The following is a 16,934-nucleotide window of genomic DNA, read 5'->3' as shown; positions in this document are numbered from 1 at the left end:
TGAACCCGCGGGCCTCTACGGCCTCGGGGAACATCCGTACAGCGGTTATCGGTGAGAACGATCGTGGACGTCTAGCACAGTGATCCACTTCGCCGCTGGGGTTCGGTGGAACGCCTCCGGGCCCGGTCCGGGGCTGGCTACGGTCCGGCTCGTGCCGGTGGAATTTCTGAGCGATGAGCAGGCCGAGGCGTACGGGACGTTCGCTGAGGAGCCGACGAGGCCCGAGCTGGAGCGGTTCTTCTTCCTGGACGACGTGGACCGGGACCTGATCGCCCTGCGGCGCACGGAGCATCATCGGCTCGGGTTCGCGCTCCAGATGTGCACGGTGCGGTACGTCGGGCTGTTCCTAGAGGACCCGCTCGCGGCGCCTTGGCCGGTGGTCGAGCACCTGGCCGTGCAGCTCGGCATCGAGGACCCGTCCGTGGTCAAGCGGTACACGGAGCGGCGCCAGACGCTGTACGACCACGCGTGGGAGATCCGGGATGCCTACGGCTACCACCCCTACGAGGACGCCGAGTGGGGCCGGCGGTTCCGTACGTTCCTGCACGGGCGGGCGTGGACGCACGCCGAGGGTCCGAAGGCGCTGTTCGACCACGCGGTGGGCTGGCTGCGCCGTCACCGGGTCCTGCTGCCCGGGGTGTCGGTGCTGGCCCGGCAGGTGTCGGAGGCGCGGCAGGTCGCGGAGAAGCGCCTGCACGCCACGGTCGCGGGCGCCGCCCGCCGCGCGGACCCGGCGCTGCCCGGGGACCTGGTGGCGACGCTGAAGACGCCGGAGGGCTCGCGGTTCTCGGAGCTGGAGCGGCTGCGCCGGCCGCCGACGCGGACGACGGGCACGGCGTTCGCCCGCGCGCTGGAGCGGGTGGACGAGATCGGCGCGTACCGGCTCGGGCGGCTGAGGCTGTCGCAGATCCCGCCGAACCGGATGGCGGCGCTGGCCCGGTACGCGCTGGGCTCGAAGGCGCCGCTGCTCGAGCGGGCGGCGGAGCCCAAGCGCACGGCGATGCTCACCGCGGTGATGCGGCACCTGGAAGCGAAGGCGATCGACGAGGCCCTGGACCTGTTCCAAGTCCTCATGGCTACCCGGCTGCAGAACACGGCGAAGCGCAAGACGGAGAAGGAGCGGCTGTCCACGCTGCCGCAGTTGGAGAAAACGTCACGGGTGCTCGCGCGGGCGGCGAAGGTGCTGTTCGAGGAACTGGAGCTGGTCGAGGAGTAGGAGACGGACCTGGACCTGGCCACGCTCTGGGCGGCCGTAGAGGAAGTCGCCCCGCGCGCCGCCGTGATGACCGCGGCGGCCACCGTGGTCTCGCTGGTGCCCGAGGACGAGAACTCGGCCGAGGTCGCCATGCGGGCCGCGCTCACGAACCGGTACGCCACGGTCCGTCCGTTCCTCGCGTTGCTGGGCGAGTCGAAGGCTCTGGACGCGGCGAGTGCCGGGAAGCGGGTCCTGGCCGGGGTGCGCGGTCGGCCGGCGCTGGCCAGGCGGAAGGTGGGCGTCAAGCCGCTGCTGCCGCGCGAGGTGGAGGACAAGCTCGTGCCGCCCGCGTGGCGCAAGGCGGTGTACGCCAACCCGGATCTGCCCCAGGGCGCGGTGGACCGGGACGCCTACGTGGTGTGCGTGCTGGAACAGCTGTACCGGGCCCTGAACAACCGCGACGTCTTCGCCGCGCCCTCGCACCGCTGGTCCAATCCGCGCGCCCGCCTGCTGGACGGGCCCGACTGGGACGCGGTCAAGGAGGACGTCCTGGCGGCCCTGAGCCTGGATATGCCCGTCACCGAGCACCTGGCGGAGCTGGTGCGGGGCCTGGACGCCGGGTGGAAGCAGCTCGCCGAACGTCTGGAGGAGGCGGGGCCGGCGGCGAAGGTGTCCATCGAAGTGCAGGACGACGGGCGGGTGAAGCTGAACGTCGACAAGCTCGGTGCTCTCGGCGAACCGAAGTCCCTGACCTGGCTGCGCAAGCGGGTCGAGCAGACGCTCCCGAAGATCGACCTGCCGGACCTGCTGTTCGAAGTGAACGCCTGGACCGGGTTCCTCGACGCCTTCGTACACCTCGGCGACGGCACCACCCGGATCAAGGACCTGCCCACCTCGGTGGTCGCGCTGCTGGTGTCCGAGGCGTGCAACATCGGCCTGACCCCGGTGGTGAACCCCGGCTACGAGGCCCTGACCCGGGCCCGGCTCGTGCACGTCGACCAGTACTACCTGCGCGCCGACACCATCGCCGCGGCAAACGCGCGGCTCATCGCCGCCCAGACCGGCATCCCGATCGTGCGCTACTGGGGCGACGGGCTGCTCGCCTCCGTGGACGGGCTGCGCTTCCAGGTACCGGTGCGCACCATCAACGCCGCCCCCTCGCCGAAGTACTTCGGCTTCAAGCGCGGCATCACCTGGCTCAACGCCGTAAACGACCAGGTCGCGGGCATCGGGCAGATGGTCGTGCCCGGCACCCCGCGCGACTCCCTGCACATCCTGGACGCCCTGCTGAACCTCGACGGCGGGGTGAAGCCGGAGATGGTGGCGACCGACAACGCCTCGTACTCCGACATGGTGTTCGGCCTGTTCAAGATCCTCGGCTACAACTTCAGCCCGCGGTTCCGCGACCTGGACGACCAGCGGTTCTGGCGGGCCACCCTGCCCGGCGTCCAGACCGGGCACTACGGCGCGGTGGAGGACCTGGCCCGCAACCGGGTCAACCTGAACAAGGTGATCACGCACTGGCCCGACATGCTGAAGGTCGCTGGCTCCCTGGTCACCAACCAGGTCCGCGCCTACGACCTGCTGCGGGTGTTCGGCCGCGACGGGCGCCCGACGCCGCTGGGGGCGGCGTTCGCGGAGTACGGGCGGATCGCGAAGACCGAGCACCTGCTGCGGGTGGTCGATCCGGTGGACGACACCTACCGGCAGCAGATGAACCGGCAGCTCACCGTGCAGGAGTCCCGCCACAAGCTGGCGAGGGACGTGTGCCACGGCAAGCGCGGCACCATCCACCAGGCGTACCGCGACGGCATGGAGGACCAGCTCGGCGCGCTCGGCTTGGTCCTCAACGCCATCGTGCTCTGGACCACGAAGTACATCGACGCCGCCGTCACTCAGCTCCGCGCCGAGGGCCACGAACTGTGGGACGAGGACATCGCCCTCCTGTCTCCGCTCAAGCACCGCAACCTCAACCTGCTCGGCCGCTACAGCTTCACCGCCTCAGTCACGTACGCGCGGCCGGGCGACACGGTGCACATCTCCGAGATGTTCCGCCTCGTGCGAGGCAACCAGCACATCCTCGACGTGCTCGACGTCCTCCACCGTGACCGTCTCGCACTGCGCATCCACGACGGCGCGTTCTCCGCGATGGACCTGACCGCCCGCCACCCGCGCACCGGCGAGCTGTTGTCCACCGTGAAGTTCATGGTCCAGACCCTCGCCGCCGCCGGCGAACTCCAGCGCGAGCTGACCTACGACGGACTGCGCGCCGCCGAGGCCAAGGGCAGCAAGGCGGGCGCCGCCCCGCCGTGGCGGCCGCGAAGACCGACGACGTACGCACCGCGTACCTGGAAGGGCGCTCCATCGCCGCCCTCGCCCGCGAGCACCGGGGCAGCCGCGGCGCCATCCGCACGGCCGTCGCCGACCTCCTGCCCGACCACACCGCCAGCGAGGAGGACGTGCCCGCCCCGGAGCTGCCGGTCACCCTCGACATGCCGGGCAAGGTCGCCGACTACCTCCGCACCACCGAGCTGGAGCCCGCCGAGCGTGCCGCGCTCGACCAGGGGACGACCGTACGGCGCGGCCAGGGCTACACCCTGCGCGTCAACGCCGTCTCCGCCGTGCACCGAGGGCTCCTCGCCCGCTGCCAGCCGCTCGACGGCGGTCAGGGCCTCCCCGCGGTCCCGGCCCAGCGCAAGGCCCGCCGCGAGTACGAGAACAGGGTCAGCACCCTCACACCCTGAACAAGATCGTTCTCACCGATAACCGCTGTACCGATTCCCCGAGGCCGTCCTAGATTTAAGGAATCGAGCGGCTGTGGGGTGCCTGCCTCCTCTTGCCGGCCCCAGAGAGCCAGCCGATACGGCTGTACCGCCGGTGCCGGTCGTACGGCCTCGTCAAGGGCGCCCGACGGCCGCCCGCTCCTCACCATGTGAAGGACACCTTCTTGCCGATCCCGCTTGCCTGGGACCAGGAACAGAATGCCGTCCAGCTCACGGAACCGACCGGCGCCCCCGCCGAGCGACTGCGCTGGCAGATCACCGACCACGGGCGCACCTTCGTCGTCCACGGCTCCCACCGGTACCCCGAACACCCGATGTACGACGTCTACTAGACCACCGACGGCACGCCGCCCACCCCGGCGACCCGCCTAACCCAGCTCCACTCCCTGACGAGAGCCCGCCTGCTGATCGCCCGACTCGCCCGGCCCGCCTTCACATCCGACTGGACGAGCTGGGAGACGGCCCGGCGAGGGCATCGACCTCGCCACCGCCCCGGTCCACGAGCACGGCACGTGGAACTTCACCTTCGACTTCGCACTCGACACCGAACGTGAGGGCTACCAATATCAGGCCGACGGAGCGCTGCTGCCCGCCGCCTTCTTCGACGACAACGAGGTCACCGACCCCGACGCCAACGCAGACGGTGTCCTCGGCATCGTCCTCGCCGCCTACACCCGCCTGTGACCCGAACCACCAATCCCCCCTGGAGTACTGCTATGACCACCCACTGGCGGCGGATGGACCACACCGCCATGACCGGCTCCCTGCTCACCTGGCGCTGGACTCCATCAGCAAGTCCTAAGGACGCGCGCCAGCGCTTCTGACCGTCCAGGATACCTGGGGCCCTCCGCCAGCGAACCACAGCCAAACCGCAACCGGAGCCAGAAATGTCCCATCCCCCTGCCTTCCAATCCCACACCCCCGACTGCGTCGAACTCGTCGGGATCAGCGCCTGCTTCACCCCGATCGAGGTGGAGGGCCTGGTGCGCACCGCCGTCGATGCCCTGTACGGCAACCGGGCCGACCTCTCCGATCGGCAACGCGAACTGGCCGAGCGAGCCCGCATCCTGATAGTGCAGGAAGGCGAAGGCGACGAATAACCGGACCAGTCCGACATCACCGACGGCATCGTCGGCCAGCAGGTATCCGCATACGCCCGGATGCCCGCCGCACATGAACGGCTGAACGAGGAGTCGGCCGCTGCGGAGATCGCGTTCACCGCGCTGCTGCGTCGGCTGTTCCCCGAAGCCGCGCACATCGTTCTGGACCTCACCGACGACGACTCAGTCGTCCTCAGGCGCGCCATCTCCGCTGACGGGAGCACACTACGGACGTTCGACGACGTCATCATCATCATCTGACGAGCGGGATCGCGCTCTTTCACATCGTCCAGGAGCTGGCGGAAGCCGGAGTCGTCTTCGGTTCCCTTCCCGAAGAGCTCCGCGACCTGGACACAGACGACCGATACGCCTACCTGCCCTACATCGACCTGGGAGACAACCGATGACGTTCAGCCCGCACCGTGGCAGAGCCAGGCCGAGGCCACCGACCGGACCGGTGAGCAGGTACTCGCTGCCGCCCTGCTCGCGGCGATCGACGCCGGCGCCGTCGGCATCGACCTGTCCGCCGACGGATTCGAGATGACCGGCCCGGACGACATCTCGCTGTACCGCAGCACCCGCACGTTCACGGCCCACACCCCGGCCTCCCTCGCCCGCTACCTCGGCGTCCCCGAACACACAGTCCAGGACGCCCGCCGATAGCCGGTCACCTGCAGGCGAGTCCCTGGCCGGGCAGCCCTCGCGTGCCGCGCCCACCTCGACCTTGCCCATCTGCCTGGCTTCGCCGGCGGGATCCGGCCGCGCCTGTACGGCCGGATCCCGGTACGGGCCTTCTCGATCGTGTAGCGGCACTCTTATCGGTGCGGGAACAATGACGGCATGCGCCCTGCCCTTCCCGATCTGCTGCGCGGAGTCGCCGCCCGTCCTGGACAGCGCCGGCCCCCTGGAGCCCCTGCAGCTCACGCTCGCTGGTCGAGACGCCCAGGGCACCTTCGCCGAGGGCGTCACCATGGCCGATCAGCGCACCAGCGTGGACCGCCTCGCGGCCGCGACCGGCGCCGCCCCGGTCTTCTCCGCCCTCCGCGCCGACTCCTACACCTACACCCTGACCGCCGACCTGCCCGGAGGTTTCCTGCTCGTCGCCAGCACCCACCCCACGATGGGCAACCGCGCCCCGGCCGACCGGACCACCTCCACGCCGGACACCGCTGCCCTCCTGCGCGGTCTCCTGCCGTGGGCCAGCACTCTTGCCGCCCTGCCGGTGGACCTGAGCGGACTCGAGGTGCGTGACGACTCCCAGCGCGTGTACGTCCAGCTGCTCGTTGACAGCGCCGGCGACCCGACGGCTGCGCTCGAGATGGCGTCCACCGGCGTGCGCGCCCTGCGCACCTGCCCCGGCGTCCCCTTCGGGATCGACGGCCACGGGGCGTCTTCCCTCAGGCCACCCGGTGCTGATCAGTGTGATGTGACCGCCCCCGCCGGGCCATCAGGCGCGGCCGGGCTCCGCTTACGCCACCGGTCGTCTCTCCGCGGCGGCGTGCCGGGCGGTCTGCCGGCCGGACTGTTCAGGGTGCGGCCGATTCGCCGACGAGGCTGGCCATGGAGACGCCAGCGCACCACCACGCCGGGTATGAGGAGAGCGGGCCGATAATGCGCGCGGGATCCTGGTGTCCGGCGCTCTTCACCGCTTCGCGGGGAGGGTGAGACGGTGGCGTGCTTCGAGGTGCGCGACGGCCTGCCGGGGGATGGTCACCACTCCGTCGAGCAGGGCGCGCGCCTTGGCGTAAGCGGCCTGCCGTTCGTAGTCGCCGCCGCGGCCGTCCAGCGCGAGTTCGAGGAGCGCGCGGGCCTTGGCGATGGCAGCCCGCTCCGCCTCGGGCAAGTGGCGGGTGCCCGACTTGCGGGCGTGTTCGTCGGCGGCCTGCCACGCGGTTTTCAAAGAACTGACGGCCTGCCGGTAGGCATCGAGGTCAACACCGCGTCGGGCGTCCGCCGCGGCGTCCATCGCGTGCAGAAACGCGACGGTGCGGGAGTCGGTGACATTGGCGAGGGCCGGCCGGTCCAGGAATTCGAGCACATCGGAGGCGTACTCCCCGTACGCCTCGCGGACTTTGTCGTGATCGGTCTCAAGGGCATGGCGCCGAGCAAGGTCGGCGGCAGCCCGTCCACGGCTGTCCGCCCTGCGGCGGCGCCGACGGACCAGGAATCCAGCTACCGTGCCAACGACGCCGGCCGTGGCAGCCACACCGAGTACCGCCCAAAGGACCCAGAACGGGAACCCGCTGGCATCACCCTCACCAACGGTGCCGCCCTCGGACCGGGCCGGGTCACCCGCAATGGCCGCCGCCAGGTCCGGGCCCGCGTACATGGCGACCGAGCCAGCGAAGGCGAAGACCAGCAGAGTGATCGCACGGCCAAATTCCCGGCGTGCCCAGGCGACGAAAACTGCTCCGAGCAGCGCGGCAAGTCCAGCCATCCCGGCCATCCGAACCAGCCAGCTCATCGTGTCCCCCATCCAGTCAGCCTACATGCGTCCAGAGCCGGCGAGACACCCACCAACGGCGGGTGAAGGCTTGGGGCGTACCTTGCGCAGGAGGTTGGCCTCCCGGCCGGTGCCCCGGGCCCCCTGGTTGGAGCGCGGCCGGGCCGGGATACGGCTCAGCCCCCGTGCAACGGCGGGAGGCCGGTCGCACCTGGGCTGCGGGAGTATCGGGACGGGCTACACGGCCGGGGCGGCTCGCCTGACTCCACCACGGCGACCCATGCGGTGGGCGAGCCGGTACGAGTCGAGCTGTCCGCCGGTGCGACGGCTCATCACCCCGGCGCTGATCATCTCCTCCACCAACTGCGGGTGACTGGAAATGGCGCGCGGCCCGGTCCGCAAGGCGCGGGCGTCGTTCTCGGCCGCCCGTGCAGCCTCCAGGAGGCGGGCGGTCAGCCCGGCCTTCTCCCACAGGGCGAGGACGTCGTCCTCCTCGATGGGGAGCTGCATGCCTGCCAGCGGTTCCAGGGTGAGGCGGACCCACGGCATCGCCCGGTCGAGTTCCTCGGGCCGCGCCCCCCAGTGCGCGCCGTGCCGGAGGCCTTCGTGGTGCAGCGGGCGGTCGTGGTCCGGGTGGCTGCCCTCGGTGTGAAGGAGGGCGCTGGCCAAGGCCGCGAGGAACGGGCGCGGAGTGACGGTCCCGCGGGCGTCCTGGAGGTAGCAAGAGAGGTAGGTGTAGGTGTAGCCGTTGCGGGCGTTGACGCCCATGAACCGGCCCGCGAGAGCGGTGAACGCCCCTTCCTGGACCGCCGGGTCGTGGCGCAGTTCGGCGGGCGCGAGGAAGCGTCCGTCTTCGGTCCGCTCCCAGGTCGGCCAGGCCGCGCGGAAAGCTGCGGCCTCGGCGCTGTCGCGGTTTCCGAGAAGCTGGAAGAACAGCCCGTACAGGTCGCTGCGCTCCCGGCGGCCGAGGTAGTCGGCCCTGCCCCAGGAGAGGTCGGCGGCGTGGACGTTCAGGGTGCCGCGATCGGCGCGGGGGACGCCGGAGAGGGCTCCGTCCAGCATGTCCGGGTGGACGAACACCTTCGCGCGTCGCAGCCGCGTGGTCTGCCGCGACAGCGTGACGGCGAGGTTGAGCACGCCGGAGGCGAGGTGCTCGGCCCGGCCGCGGTCGGGGTGGAGATGGTCCAGCGCGTCGAAGAGCACGAGCCGGGTGGTGTCGTCGGTGCGCGCGGCGGCTTCGAACTCGGCGAGTGACCGTGCGGTCGCGCCGGGGTTGCGGATCAGCCAGTCGACACGCTCGGTCCAGGTAGCCCGGCTGACGAGGTCCGGGACACCGAGGGCGGTCAGGGCGACGGCGCTCCACAGGGCGCTCGGCTCAACGCCGTGAAGGCGCGCAGCTCCCCGGCGGTCGGCTGCGCCGTTTCCGGCTGGACGCCGTAGCCAACAACCGCCTCGGTCCGCTCCAGCCTCGGCATGAGGTACTCGCGTGCGGCGACCGCCCGCATCCGAGGATCGGTCAGGGCACGGACCCAGAACGTCTTCCCCTCGCCCGGGCCTCCGCGTACGACACAGCTGTCCGCGTACAGGGCCGGGCGGTGGGCGCTGGGGGTGTACATCAGCGCGGCGGGCATGGTGAGGGCGTCGGTGTCCAGGATCGCGGACAGCGCATCGTGCAGCAGCGTCCGGTACTCCGTGACGGAGAGAGTGCGAGACATCGTGTTCCTTCCGAGGCTGCCGGACCCGCCTGTAGTCGGGTCCGGCATGGGGAGTTGAGGGGTGGTGGGCGCACGGTGACGCGCCATGTTGAGGGAATTCTTGGTAGCGACCAGCCCTCCTCCGTGCCTCAGTCGCACCGGTCCCAACGGAGTGGGGAGGTTCAGGAAGCACGTCGGTGGGTGCTCGCCAGGGGTAGGCCCGAGCAGGAAATGGCCGTTCTCAAAGGGGACCCGTCAATGGTTCGCGCTCCCACCCGGCCCGCGTCCGAGAGTCGCCACAGTTCGTCCGGTGTATCCGTTGCTTCCGGGACTGGCTCCGACTTCCGTCGCCGCCAGACCAGCAGCAATGCCGAGCCATCCGCGTCCGGGAACTCTTGGACCGGCTGTCCACCGGGAATCTGTGAGACCCCGTCGTAGTACACCCTCCCCGCCCGGTCCCTCACCCGCTGTTGCAATGCCCACCCCGGCACAGCCAGGTGGGCGCGAACTCCATTCCTTCGGCCGTCCGCCCGCTGGCCGTAGCCGTCGGGCGAAAGATCCAGTTACCGTCATGTCCATTGCTCCTGACTAGATGGGCCGACGCCGGGGCGTGTTCCCGGCCGAGGGTTTGTGGGTGCCTCGGACGTCGAGGGCGGGTGTGTGGGCGTGCTGCGCCCCATGAGGGTGGGGGCGGGCGGGCACTCCCCCGGGCCACACTCCGACAATAATCAGATTCATAGATTTAGGCAATGGGCCGCGTTCCTTTGCGCCACCGGGCGACGTGGACGACCACCACAACGGAACGGACGACTGGGCATGAGCGCGGCCACCCCATCCCCGGCGCAGCTTCAGCGGCGTGGCCGGCCCAGCTCGCGCAGGGCGCGCCACGGCAAGGCGAGCCCGAAGCCGACCGCAGGCGACCCCACCCCCTCCCCGAACTCCCCAGCGCCCGCGAGGAAGCCGGCGGCCCATCAGCCGGATCATCGCCGCCCGCCTGCATCGCCGACGAGACCACCGCGAAGGCGGCACACTCGACACGTGGCGCTACCGCAGCCTCGCCACCCCGATCCCGAGAGGGTCCGCGGGATTCGCTGGGCACTCCACCCCCACGGCCGGCGGACAAGGGGTGGCCGGGAGCCTGCGACCGGCTGGGCCGGGGCCAGCCGCCCAGCTCACGCCAGAGCGGGTCCGCGCGGCAGACCGGCCGCCCATGGCGAACTCACCCGCAGAACAGAAAACACTTGCTTAATTCCATGACTCTGTATACTTTCGGAATATGCCTGAGCGGCGAAAGCGCGAGGCCGACCCCACACCGCATCATCCCCCGCCCACCGGACTTTCCGGCCTGCCCACCCTGGAGACCCCCGTGCTCAAACTCTCGCCCCGCCCCGCGCCCGCAGTCCGGCCGGAATCCTCCAGGTGGTGGCGCTGGAGCGCCCTCTACGGACTGCCCGGCGCAGCCCTGGCCCTCAGCAGCGCCTTTCTCTACCAGCCCCACAACGTGGCGGACCTCGCCTTGGCGGCCCACCATCTCCATAACAGGACTCGGCGTATTCACCGCGACCATGCCGGGCCGCCGCCCGAGTGCGGAGCGCACGCTGCGACAAGCCCTGCTCACCGTCACCGATGCCGACCCGGACCCCAAGAGCAGCATGCCCAGCGACACCTACGAGCTGCGGGTCCACGGAGTCAGCGTCCTGGTGCAGCGGCCAGCACCTGGTGCCCTACGTGCACATCGAGCACGAAGCCGACCATCCCCGTCTGCTGCTTGTCGAAGTCGACAACCAGGGCGAGACCGAGCACCGCTGAGTACGGCGCCCAACCTCACCGCCATGGTCGGTGGCCTGCTCCGCGACCACCAGAACCAGCCCTTCACGTAGGAGTCGACGTGATGCCCGAGTTCACCCCGGGAGACCGGATCCGAGTTCGCCAGTGCACCGATGAGCACGACCCGCTCCCCACCGGAGCCACCGGGACCGTCACCCACTGGAACCCGCACCCGCAGCTGCGCCAGCTGGGCGTCGCCTGGGACGCCCAGCACGCCACCAGCGGCTGATGCTCACGCTCACCGCTGACGGCGACCGCATCGACCGGATCTGACCCGCCACCGGGGCGCGCGGTCCCACGCGCCCCGGTGGCGCCCACACCACCCGCCCGGCCCGCCGATCTTCAGAGAGCTGCCTCGCCATGCCCAACACCGCCGTCACCCCCGTGACTGCCGCCGACCTTCGGGCCGCGATCGACTTCCAGTCCGAGTACGTCATCCAGGTCCGCGACCGCGCGGTCTGGATCCGGCCCGAAGCCGCCGAGCACCGCGTCCTTCACGGAATCGACGTCTGGCACGCCATCCGGCGAGCCCCGCGCTATACCGCCTCTGCCCGAATCGGCGAACACGGCATCCTCACCCTCGACAGCGCCGCAGCCGAGATGCGGTTCATCCCCCAGCAGACCTATGAGGAGTTGTTCTGCTCAGCAGAAGACTGCGAGAAGGCCACCGCTGACGGAGACAGCAGGGACGGCCGGTGTGACAACTGCGCCACCCGAGCCTACGCCGTCGAGACCGCAGGTGAGGACGAAGGCGCGGGCAATCCCGGTCCTGCTGCTCTGCCGGCCGCGCTTCGGGCCGCCGCCACGGAGCCGCCGTCTCCTGCTGCACCGTACTCCGCCGCGGATCTGCGTACCGCCGCCGCCAGCATCCACCAGATGCTGCTCCTGTGCCTGGACGCGGAGTCCGGCGTCGGGGAAGGGATCGGCGACCATCTGATCCCCCACACCGTCGGCACGGCAGCTCCCCGCACCTGGCAGTCCCTCGGTGACGAGAGCAGTACGGCCTACCGCGCGATCCGGGAACTGCTCGACGCCGCCCCCGACCTCGCCCGCTGGGCTGTCGGCATGGCGGGCGCACACCTCGTTCCTGACCCCGTAGCCGTCGCCCGCCAGGAGGACGGCACCACCGTGGTCCGCCTCCACCTCGCCTTCGCCGACCACATCACCGCCGACCAGCGCGCCGCGACCCGCACCGCGTTGCACCAGGTCCTGCACGCCGCTCTCTGAAGAGCCTCCACCACTCGCACACCGCCCCGGAGCACTCCATGGCCACGTCGTACCCCAAGCCGCTGCCCGACCAGTGGACGATCCTCCTCCACCCCATCCTCAACCTGACCATCCTGACCCTCCTGGACGCCGACAACACCCAGCGCCAGATCGGATTCCACTCCAGCACGCCTCCCGGGACCAGCGAACGCACCGTCTCCGCACTCGACCAGATCACCGAGACAGGTCTGCGCGCCAGCGCACAGGAGCTGATCGACACCTTCTACGCCCGTACCGCGCAGGCCCAGGCCAACTCCGCCGCCTTCAGCGCCGCCGTGCCCGACCAGCGAAGCCTCCTCGACCGGCTCCGCGCCGAAACCTCGTGCCTCGTCTCCCTCGACATCGACGACGAAGCCCTGACGATCGTCCTCAAGTTCGTCGCCGAAGGACCGGCCACCGCAATCCTGTACGCCCTGATCGCCAGCTGGCCCGGCTCCAACACCTCGGAAGGCCCGCCCGCCGGGGTTCTCCAGAGCCGGGACGACCACGGCGGACTGACCGTCCACCTCGACCAGGCCCGCGCCCAGCAGTTCCTCACCTGGTACCGCGACCAGCCCTGAACCACACGCCGGCCGTAGCCGGTCGGCCATCCCGCCCCCGGCCCGTGCGCCGCGCCTACGCAGCGCACGGGCCGCCAACGCCCGAACCCGGGCTCCAACGAAAGAGCGCCTCATGGAGATGTGGGAGAAGCGACGTGTGCTCATGCCGGGCACACCCCTCAACCTGTGCGAGGACAAGATGGCCGACGCCATGGCCACCGCACTGGCCGCCATCGAACAACGCGAGGGAGAACGACGCGGATGGGACAAGCCCGCCCGCCTGTTCACCATCCACCTCATCGACCTCGACACCCCGGGCGATCGAACTACGCCTGGTCCCCGCCTGGACATGGCTCGCCCCCGAGCGGGAACCCGCCGACGCGATCACCCGCCTGGCCCAGAACCTGCCCCCCGTCCCGCCCGCAGTGGAGCGGCGCCCGTACGCCGACGCCCCCGTCGCGGGGATCGCCATGATGTCCGAAGGCTGGGGCCGACCCGCAGACCGGGAACCGACCGAGGCGGAACAACAGGCCAACGCGCAGGGCCTGCGGGTCAATCACCTCGCCCCGGACCGGATCGAGTCCCGCTTCGTCTACTGCGTGGACATCAACCAGGAGGAGTTCCTCGTCTGCCGCCGCCGCGGTGAACAGCCCCGGGTCGTCTCCACCGCGCAACGCGACCAGAGCACGGTGGGCCTCGGTCTCGTCCCCGCCGGACTGGGCCGCATCGCCCACACACTGCGCGAGGGCCTGCCCGTCTTCCACTGAGAAGCGATAGCCGCCCGCTGCTGCCCCTGGTCGCGGACCAGGGGCAGCAGCCCCACCAGCAGAGCTACGGCACGGCCGACAACTGCCCTACAGGAGATCACTGTGGAGCCGCGGAACTGACCGTTCGCGGAGTAGTCCCCCGGCCTTTGGCGCAACCGTCAGGGCAAGGGCCAGCAGCCGCGACGCGCGGTGGGCGGCGGGGTGTCAAATTCCCTCGACCGCCCCGCGAGGATCAGCCGCGCCAAAACGCCGGCGTCGGTGTCCGCAAGGGTCAGCTCAGTGACCTCCACTTGCCTCGGCTCAGCGTCAGAGGTTGAGGAGGAAGTCGAAATCAGTGTCCTTGGCGCCGAGCAGCCACGCTTTGCCCTCAGCGGGGCTGAATACCTGGGGCGGCCGGTCGGGATTCTGGGAATCTCCGACCAGAACCCAGCCGTCCTGGACGCCGACGCGAACGCAGTTTCCGCCGCCCCCGCTGTACTTGGACACCGTCCATTCGATCGCCGTCAGGTCGAATGAGGACGGGTCCGGCTTGCGCGCTGTCACTGTGAGAGCTCCTTGATCATTTCCTTGAGGCGGACGCGCGTGGTGGCGGAATCGAGCGCCCGTCCCCACAGATCGATGAAAACCTCGGTGTAGCGATCCACGTCCTCCTCCTCTTCGAAGTACACCGAACGATTCATGGTCTCGACCCACACGACGTCGCGATTGGCCTCAGGGAAGCTCATGAGCATGAACGCGCCTGCCAGCCCCGGATGGCAGCCGACGCTGGTCGGAAGGATGCGGATGGAGTTCTGAGGGTCCTCTTCAGCGCGCACCAGGTGCTCCAACTGGTCGCGCATGACGCTCTGATCGCCAACGATACGGCGCAGGGCGCCTTCCTCGATCAGCGCGTGGAACTCGCGGAGTGCCCCGTCAGCAATCTTCCTCTGCCTGTCCATACGGACGTCAACGAGGCCCTGGACCGCGGCCGGCTTGAGCTCGGGGCGCATCCGGGCGATTGCGTGCAGGGCGTAGCGCTCCCCTTGGAGAGGGCCCGGCACAAGTTCCGGCTCGTAGTTGCGGAGAAGCGAAGCGCGCGGCTCCTGCTCCAGGTAGCCCTCAAAGTTCATCGGCCCGAGGAGCGCCGCGTGGCGCCGCCACAGCGCGGGCCGGCGTCGGCGGCCCGCCGGAGTCGCATCGACGCTCAGCAGATCGAGGATCTGCTCCCGGGATCGAACATCGGCCTGATAGCAGTCCATCAGTGCCTCGACCAGCTCGCGTGGAACCGTGCGCCGCTTCCCGCTCTCGATCCGGCTCAGCGCGCTGGAGTCCGTCTTGATGCCCCGCTCACCAAGCAGCCGCACAACTGTGACCTGCGTCAGGTCCCTGTTCTCGCGCAGCGACTCAAGGCGCTTCCCGACTTCACTGAGCGTCAGTGACCACGGTGCCTCATTAGCGTCCGACATGGTCGTCAGTGTGACGGTTCGCCGCGATCCCGACAACCAAAACTATCGAGCAAATTGCTCGCTTGTGTTGCGCCGAACACACCGCGAAGAGCATCCTAGCCAGGGTCACGAAGCGTACGGGCTCCGTCGCTTCTTGTGGCGTATGCCGCTGGTTGCGCCGGTCACCGCTCGTCCAACCTTCGTCCGAGGAGGGCTGCCACGATGCCCCGCCCCACATTGTTCCGCGTTCTCCTCGAGGAGCGCAGTTGGGACAGCTGGGGCGTGTTCTGCCCCCACTTCGAGGTGGCGGCGCTCGAGCTCGCCAAGGAGGCCGGCTCTTCTCATTTGGCCAGCCTCACGGTGGCCAGACGCACGTTCGATCGCTGGATGTCGGGAGTCTGGTACGGGCAACCCTGGCCAGACGCCGCACGAGTGCTGGAGCGTCTTCTTGGCCTCCCCTGCTCTGATCTGTTCAGCACGGCTCCAGATGTTCTCGATGCGCGAGGCGGCGTTCGCGACCAACTACGAGGGGGATGACCGATGGCCAGCACCACGCGGTTCGTACTGCTGCTCCAGGAGAACGGCTGGTCCTCGTACGAGAAGTTCTGCATCCACTTCGCCAAGGCCGCCGAGCGCGCCGCAAAGAAGGAGAACGACCCTCAGCTTGCCCGCGTCGAGGTGTCACGAAGCAGCTTTGACCGTTGGACTGGACGCAAGGGCGAAGGGATCAAGGGGACCCCGCGCCGGGAGTTCTACCTGGTATTACGCCACATGTTCCACATGTCGGTCGAGCGTCTCTTCGAGCCGGTAGGCGCGCGCACCCTGAGAATGGCTCCCCCGACCACTGTGGTGTCCGTGCCGACTGTTCAGCAACTCGGCTTCGACGACCCCGTAGAGATCGTCACCCAGGCTCGAACACTCACGGGGACGAATGCGGAGCCTCCGCTTCTCTTGATGGTCGCCACGTCGATCGAGAGCATCGTCGACCGCTACGAGATGCTCGGGCCTCAGCAACTTTCGGGTGAGACACGGCTCCTGAGGAAGCTCGTGCACACCGTCCTGGACGGTCGGCAGCCGCCCCGGGTCCGAGCGGAGCTGTTCGGTCTGGCTGCCCGCGCGGCCGGACTCCTTGCCTACATGGCGGTCAACGCCGGCGCCGCCTTCGAGGTCGTAGACGCCTATTGCACGGAGGCCGGGAGCCTGGCTCGCGAGATCGGTGACAGCGACTTGGAGATGTGGGTCCACGGCACTCGATCCCTCGGTCTCTACTACCAGAAGCGGTACCCGGAGGCCGACGAGGCAGCCCTCGCTGGAATCGCGCTGGATCCCGAGAGCGGCCAGGCAATCCGGCTACTCGTCAATGGTCGCGCGAGGGCCCTCGCGCGACTGGGAGAACGTCGTGGCGCCGAACTGGCCATCGGGCAAGCGATGCACTTGTCGGAGCGACAGCCGTCGCTCGCCGATGGCCTGACCTCGTGCATCAGCTTCGCGCCTTACTCCGTTGCCCGCTCCCTCGCGAACGCCGTCACCGCCCGGCTCTCGCTCGGTGACACGGCCGAGGTCCTGACGTACGCCAGCCAAATCGACGACCTGATCGCACACTCCGACTCCGAATGGAGCCGCGCACTGGTGGGCCTGGACGTAGCGACTGCGCTTCTCCAGCGGGAGTCTCCCGAGGTCGAACACGCCATGGCTCTCGGCCGCAACGCCCTGCGGGCAGGAACCACCGCGCCCATCAAATCCGTGTGGCAGCGGGCGAACGAACTGTACGAACAGGCTGTTCGCTGGCATGACGAGCCCGACGTAGGGGACTATGCCGAGGAGCTGCGTACGTGGCGATCGCGGCCGCAGGCCGAACTGATCGTCGTCGGTTCACGCCTGACTTCCGCACCGTAG

Annotated in this window: 15 protein-coding genes and 1 pseudogene; 11 read left to right on the top strand and 5 right to left on the bottom strand. The window is 69.6% G+C overall.

Annotated features, from left to right (window positions below):
* Window positions 1-151: 151 nt before the first annotated feature.
* The 6 genes and pseudogenes from AB0D66_RS22045 to AB0D66_RS22020 all read left to right on the top strand — a co-directional run.
* Window positions 152-3,196: pseudogene (locus AB0D66_RS22045) on the top strand (Tn3 family transposase); the annotation flags it as partial.
* Between the two features lie 946 nt (window positions 3,197-4,142).
* Complete coding sequence (locus AB0D66_RS22040; protein WP_362305966.1) at window positions 4,143-4,310, top strand: hypothetical protein; 168 nt, start codon at window positions 4,143-4,145, stop codon at window positions 4,308-4,310.
* A 555-nt stretch (window positions 4,311-4,865) separates the two neighbouring features.
* Complete coding sequence (locus AB0D66_RS22035) at window positions 4,866-5,078, top strand: hypothetical protein (RefSeq protein WP_362305963.1); 213 nt, start codon at window positions 4,866-4,868, stop codon at window positions 5,076-5,078.
* 60 nt (window positions 5,079-5,138) lie between these two features.
* On the top strand, window positions 5,139-5,339 hold the full coding sequence (locus tag AB0D66_RS22030; RefSeq protein WP_362305961.1) for a hypothetical protein: 201 nt from the start codon (window positions 5,139-5,141) through the stop codon (window positions 5,337-5,339).
* A 279-nt stretch (window positions 5,340-5,618) separates the two neighbouring features.
* Entirely contained in the window at window positions 5,619-5,741 is a 123-nt protein-coding gene (locus AB0D66_RS22025; protein ID WP_362305958.1) for a hypothetical protein, read from the top strand.
* Window positions 5,742-5,910: 169 nt separating this feature from the next.
* Window positions 5,911-6,690, top strand: coding sequence for a hypothetical protein (locus tag AB0D66_RS22020; protein ID WP_362305955.1), 780 nt, complete (start codon window positions 5,911-5,913; stop codon window positions 6,688-6,690).
* A 30-nt stretch (window positions 6,691-6,720) separates the two neighbouring features.
* Here AB0D66_RS22020 and AB0D66_RS22015 read toward each other — a convergent pair whose 3' ends face one another.
* From AB0D66_RS22015 to AB0D66_RS22005, 3 genes are all read right to left on the bottom strand, one after another.
* Window positions 6,721-7,554: a hypothetical protein gene (locus AB0D66_RS22015; protein ID WP_362305952.1), complete on the bottom strand. Its 834-nt coding sequence runs from the start codon at window positions 7,552-7,554 to the stop codon at window positions 6,721-6,723.
* Window positions 7,555-7,758: 204 nt separating this feature from the next.
* Window positions 7,759-8,724 (bottom strand): hypothetical protein, encoded by a 966-nt coding sequence (locus AB0D66_RS22010; RefSeq protein ID WP_362305949.1) that lies wholly within the window; start codon window positions 8,722-8,724, stop codon window positions 7,759-7,761.
* A gap of 140 nt (window positions 8,725-8,864) precedes the next feature.
* Entirely contained in the window at window positions 8,865-9,236 is a 372-nt protein-coding gene (locus AB0D66_RS22005; RefSeq protein ID WP_362305946.1) for a hypothetical protein, read from the bottom strand.
* 1,870 nt (window positions 9,237-11,106) lie between these two features.
* Between AB0D66_RS22005 and AB0D66_RS22000 the strand changes: the two genes are divergently transcribed.
* The 4 genes from AB0D66_RS22000 to AB0D66_RS21985 all read left to right on the top strand — a co-directional run bounded on the left by AB0D66_RS22000 (window position 11,107) and on the right by AB0D66_RS21985 (window position 13,614).
* Window positions 11,107-11,271: a hypothetical protein gene (locus AB0D66_RS22000; RefSeq protein ID WP_362305944.1), complete on the top strand. Its 165-nt coding sequence runs from the start codon at window positions 11,107-11,109 to the stop codon at window positions 11,269-11,271.
* A gap of 131 nt (window positions 11,272-11,402) precedes the next feature.
* Window positions 11,403-12,269, top strand: a complete 867-nt coding sequence (locus AB0D66_RS21995) for a hypothetical protein (RefSeq protein ID WP_362305941.1) — start codon at window positions 11,403-11,405, stop codon at window positions 12,267-12,269.
* 38 nt (window positions 12,270-12,307) lie between these two features.
* Window positions 12,308-12,868: a hypothetical protein gene (locus tag AB0D66_RS21990; protein ID WP_362305939.1), complete on the top strand. Its 561-nt coding sequence runs from the start codon at window positions 12,308-12,310 to the stop codon at window positions 12,866-12,868.
* A 404-nt stretch (window positions 12,869-13,272) separates the two neighbouring features.
* Window positions 13,273-13,614: a hypothetical protein gene (locus AB0D66_RS21985; RefSeq protein WP_362305936.1), complete on the top strand. Its 342-nt coding sequence runs from the start codon at window positions 13,273-13,275 to the stop codon at window positions 13,612-13,614.
* A 306-nt stretch (window positions 13,615-13,920) separates the two neighbouring features.
* Here AB0D66_RS21985 and AB0D66_RS21980 read toward each other — a convergent pair whose 3' ends face one another.
* Together AB0D66_RS21980 and AB0D66_RS21975 are read right to left on the bottom strand one after the other, a co-directional pair.
* Window positions 13,921-14,157: a DUF397 domain-containing protein gene (locus AB0D66_RS21980; RefSeq protein WP_362305933.1), complete on the bottom strand. Its 237-nt coding sequence runs from the start codon at window positions 14,155-14,157 to the stop codon at window positions 13,921-13,923.
* Window positions 14,154-15,059, bottom strand: a complete 906-nt coding sequence (locus AB0D66_RS21975) for a helix-turn-helix transcriptional regulator (RefSeq protein WP_362305931.1) — start codon at window positions 15,057-15,059, stop codon at window positions 14,154-14,156. The genes AB0D66_RS21980 and AB0D66_RS21975 overlap by 4 nt, the downstream gene beginning before the upstream one ends.
* Window positions 15,060-15,578: 519 nt before the next feature.
* Between AB0D66_RS21975 and AB0D66_RS21970 the strand changes: the two genes are divergently transcribed.
* Entirely contained in the window at window positions 15,579-16,934 is a 1,356-nt protein-coding gene (locus tag AB0D66_RS21970; RefSeq protein WP_362305927.1) for a hypothetical protein, read from the top strand.

It is taken from the genome of Streptomyces sp. NPDC048270, from assembly GCF_040652335.1.
GTDB lineage: Bacteria > Actinomycetota > Actinomycetes > Streptomycetales > Streptomycetaceae > Streptomyces.
Note: the sequence above shows the minus strand (reverse complement) of the source record. Positions and strands in the feature narration are given on the sequence as shown.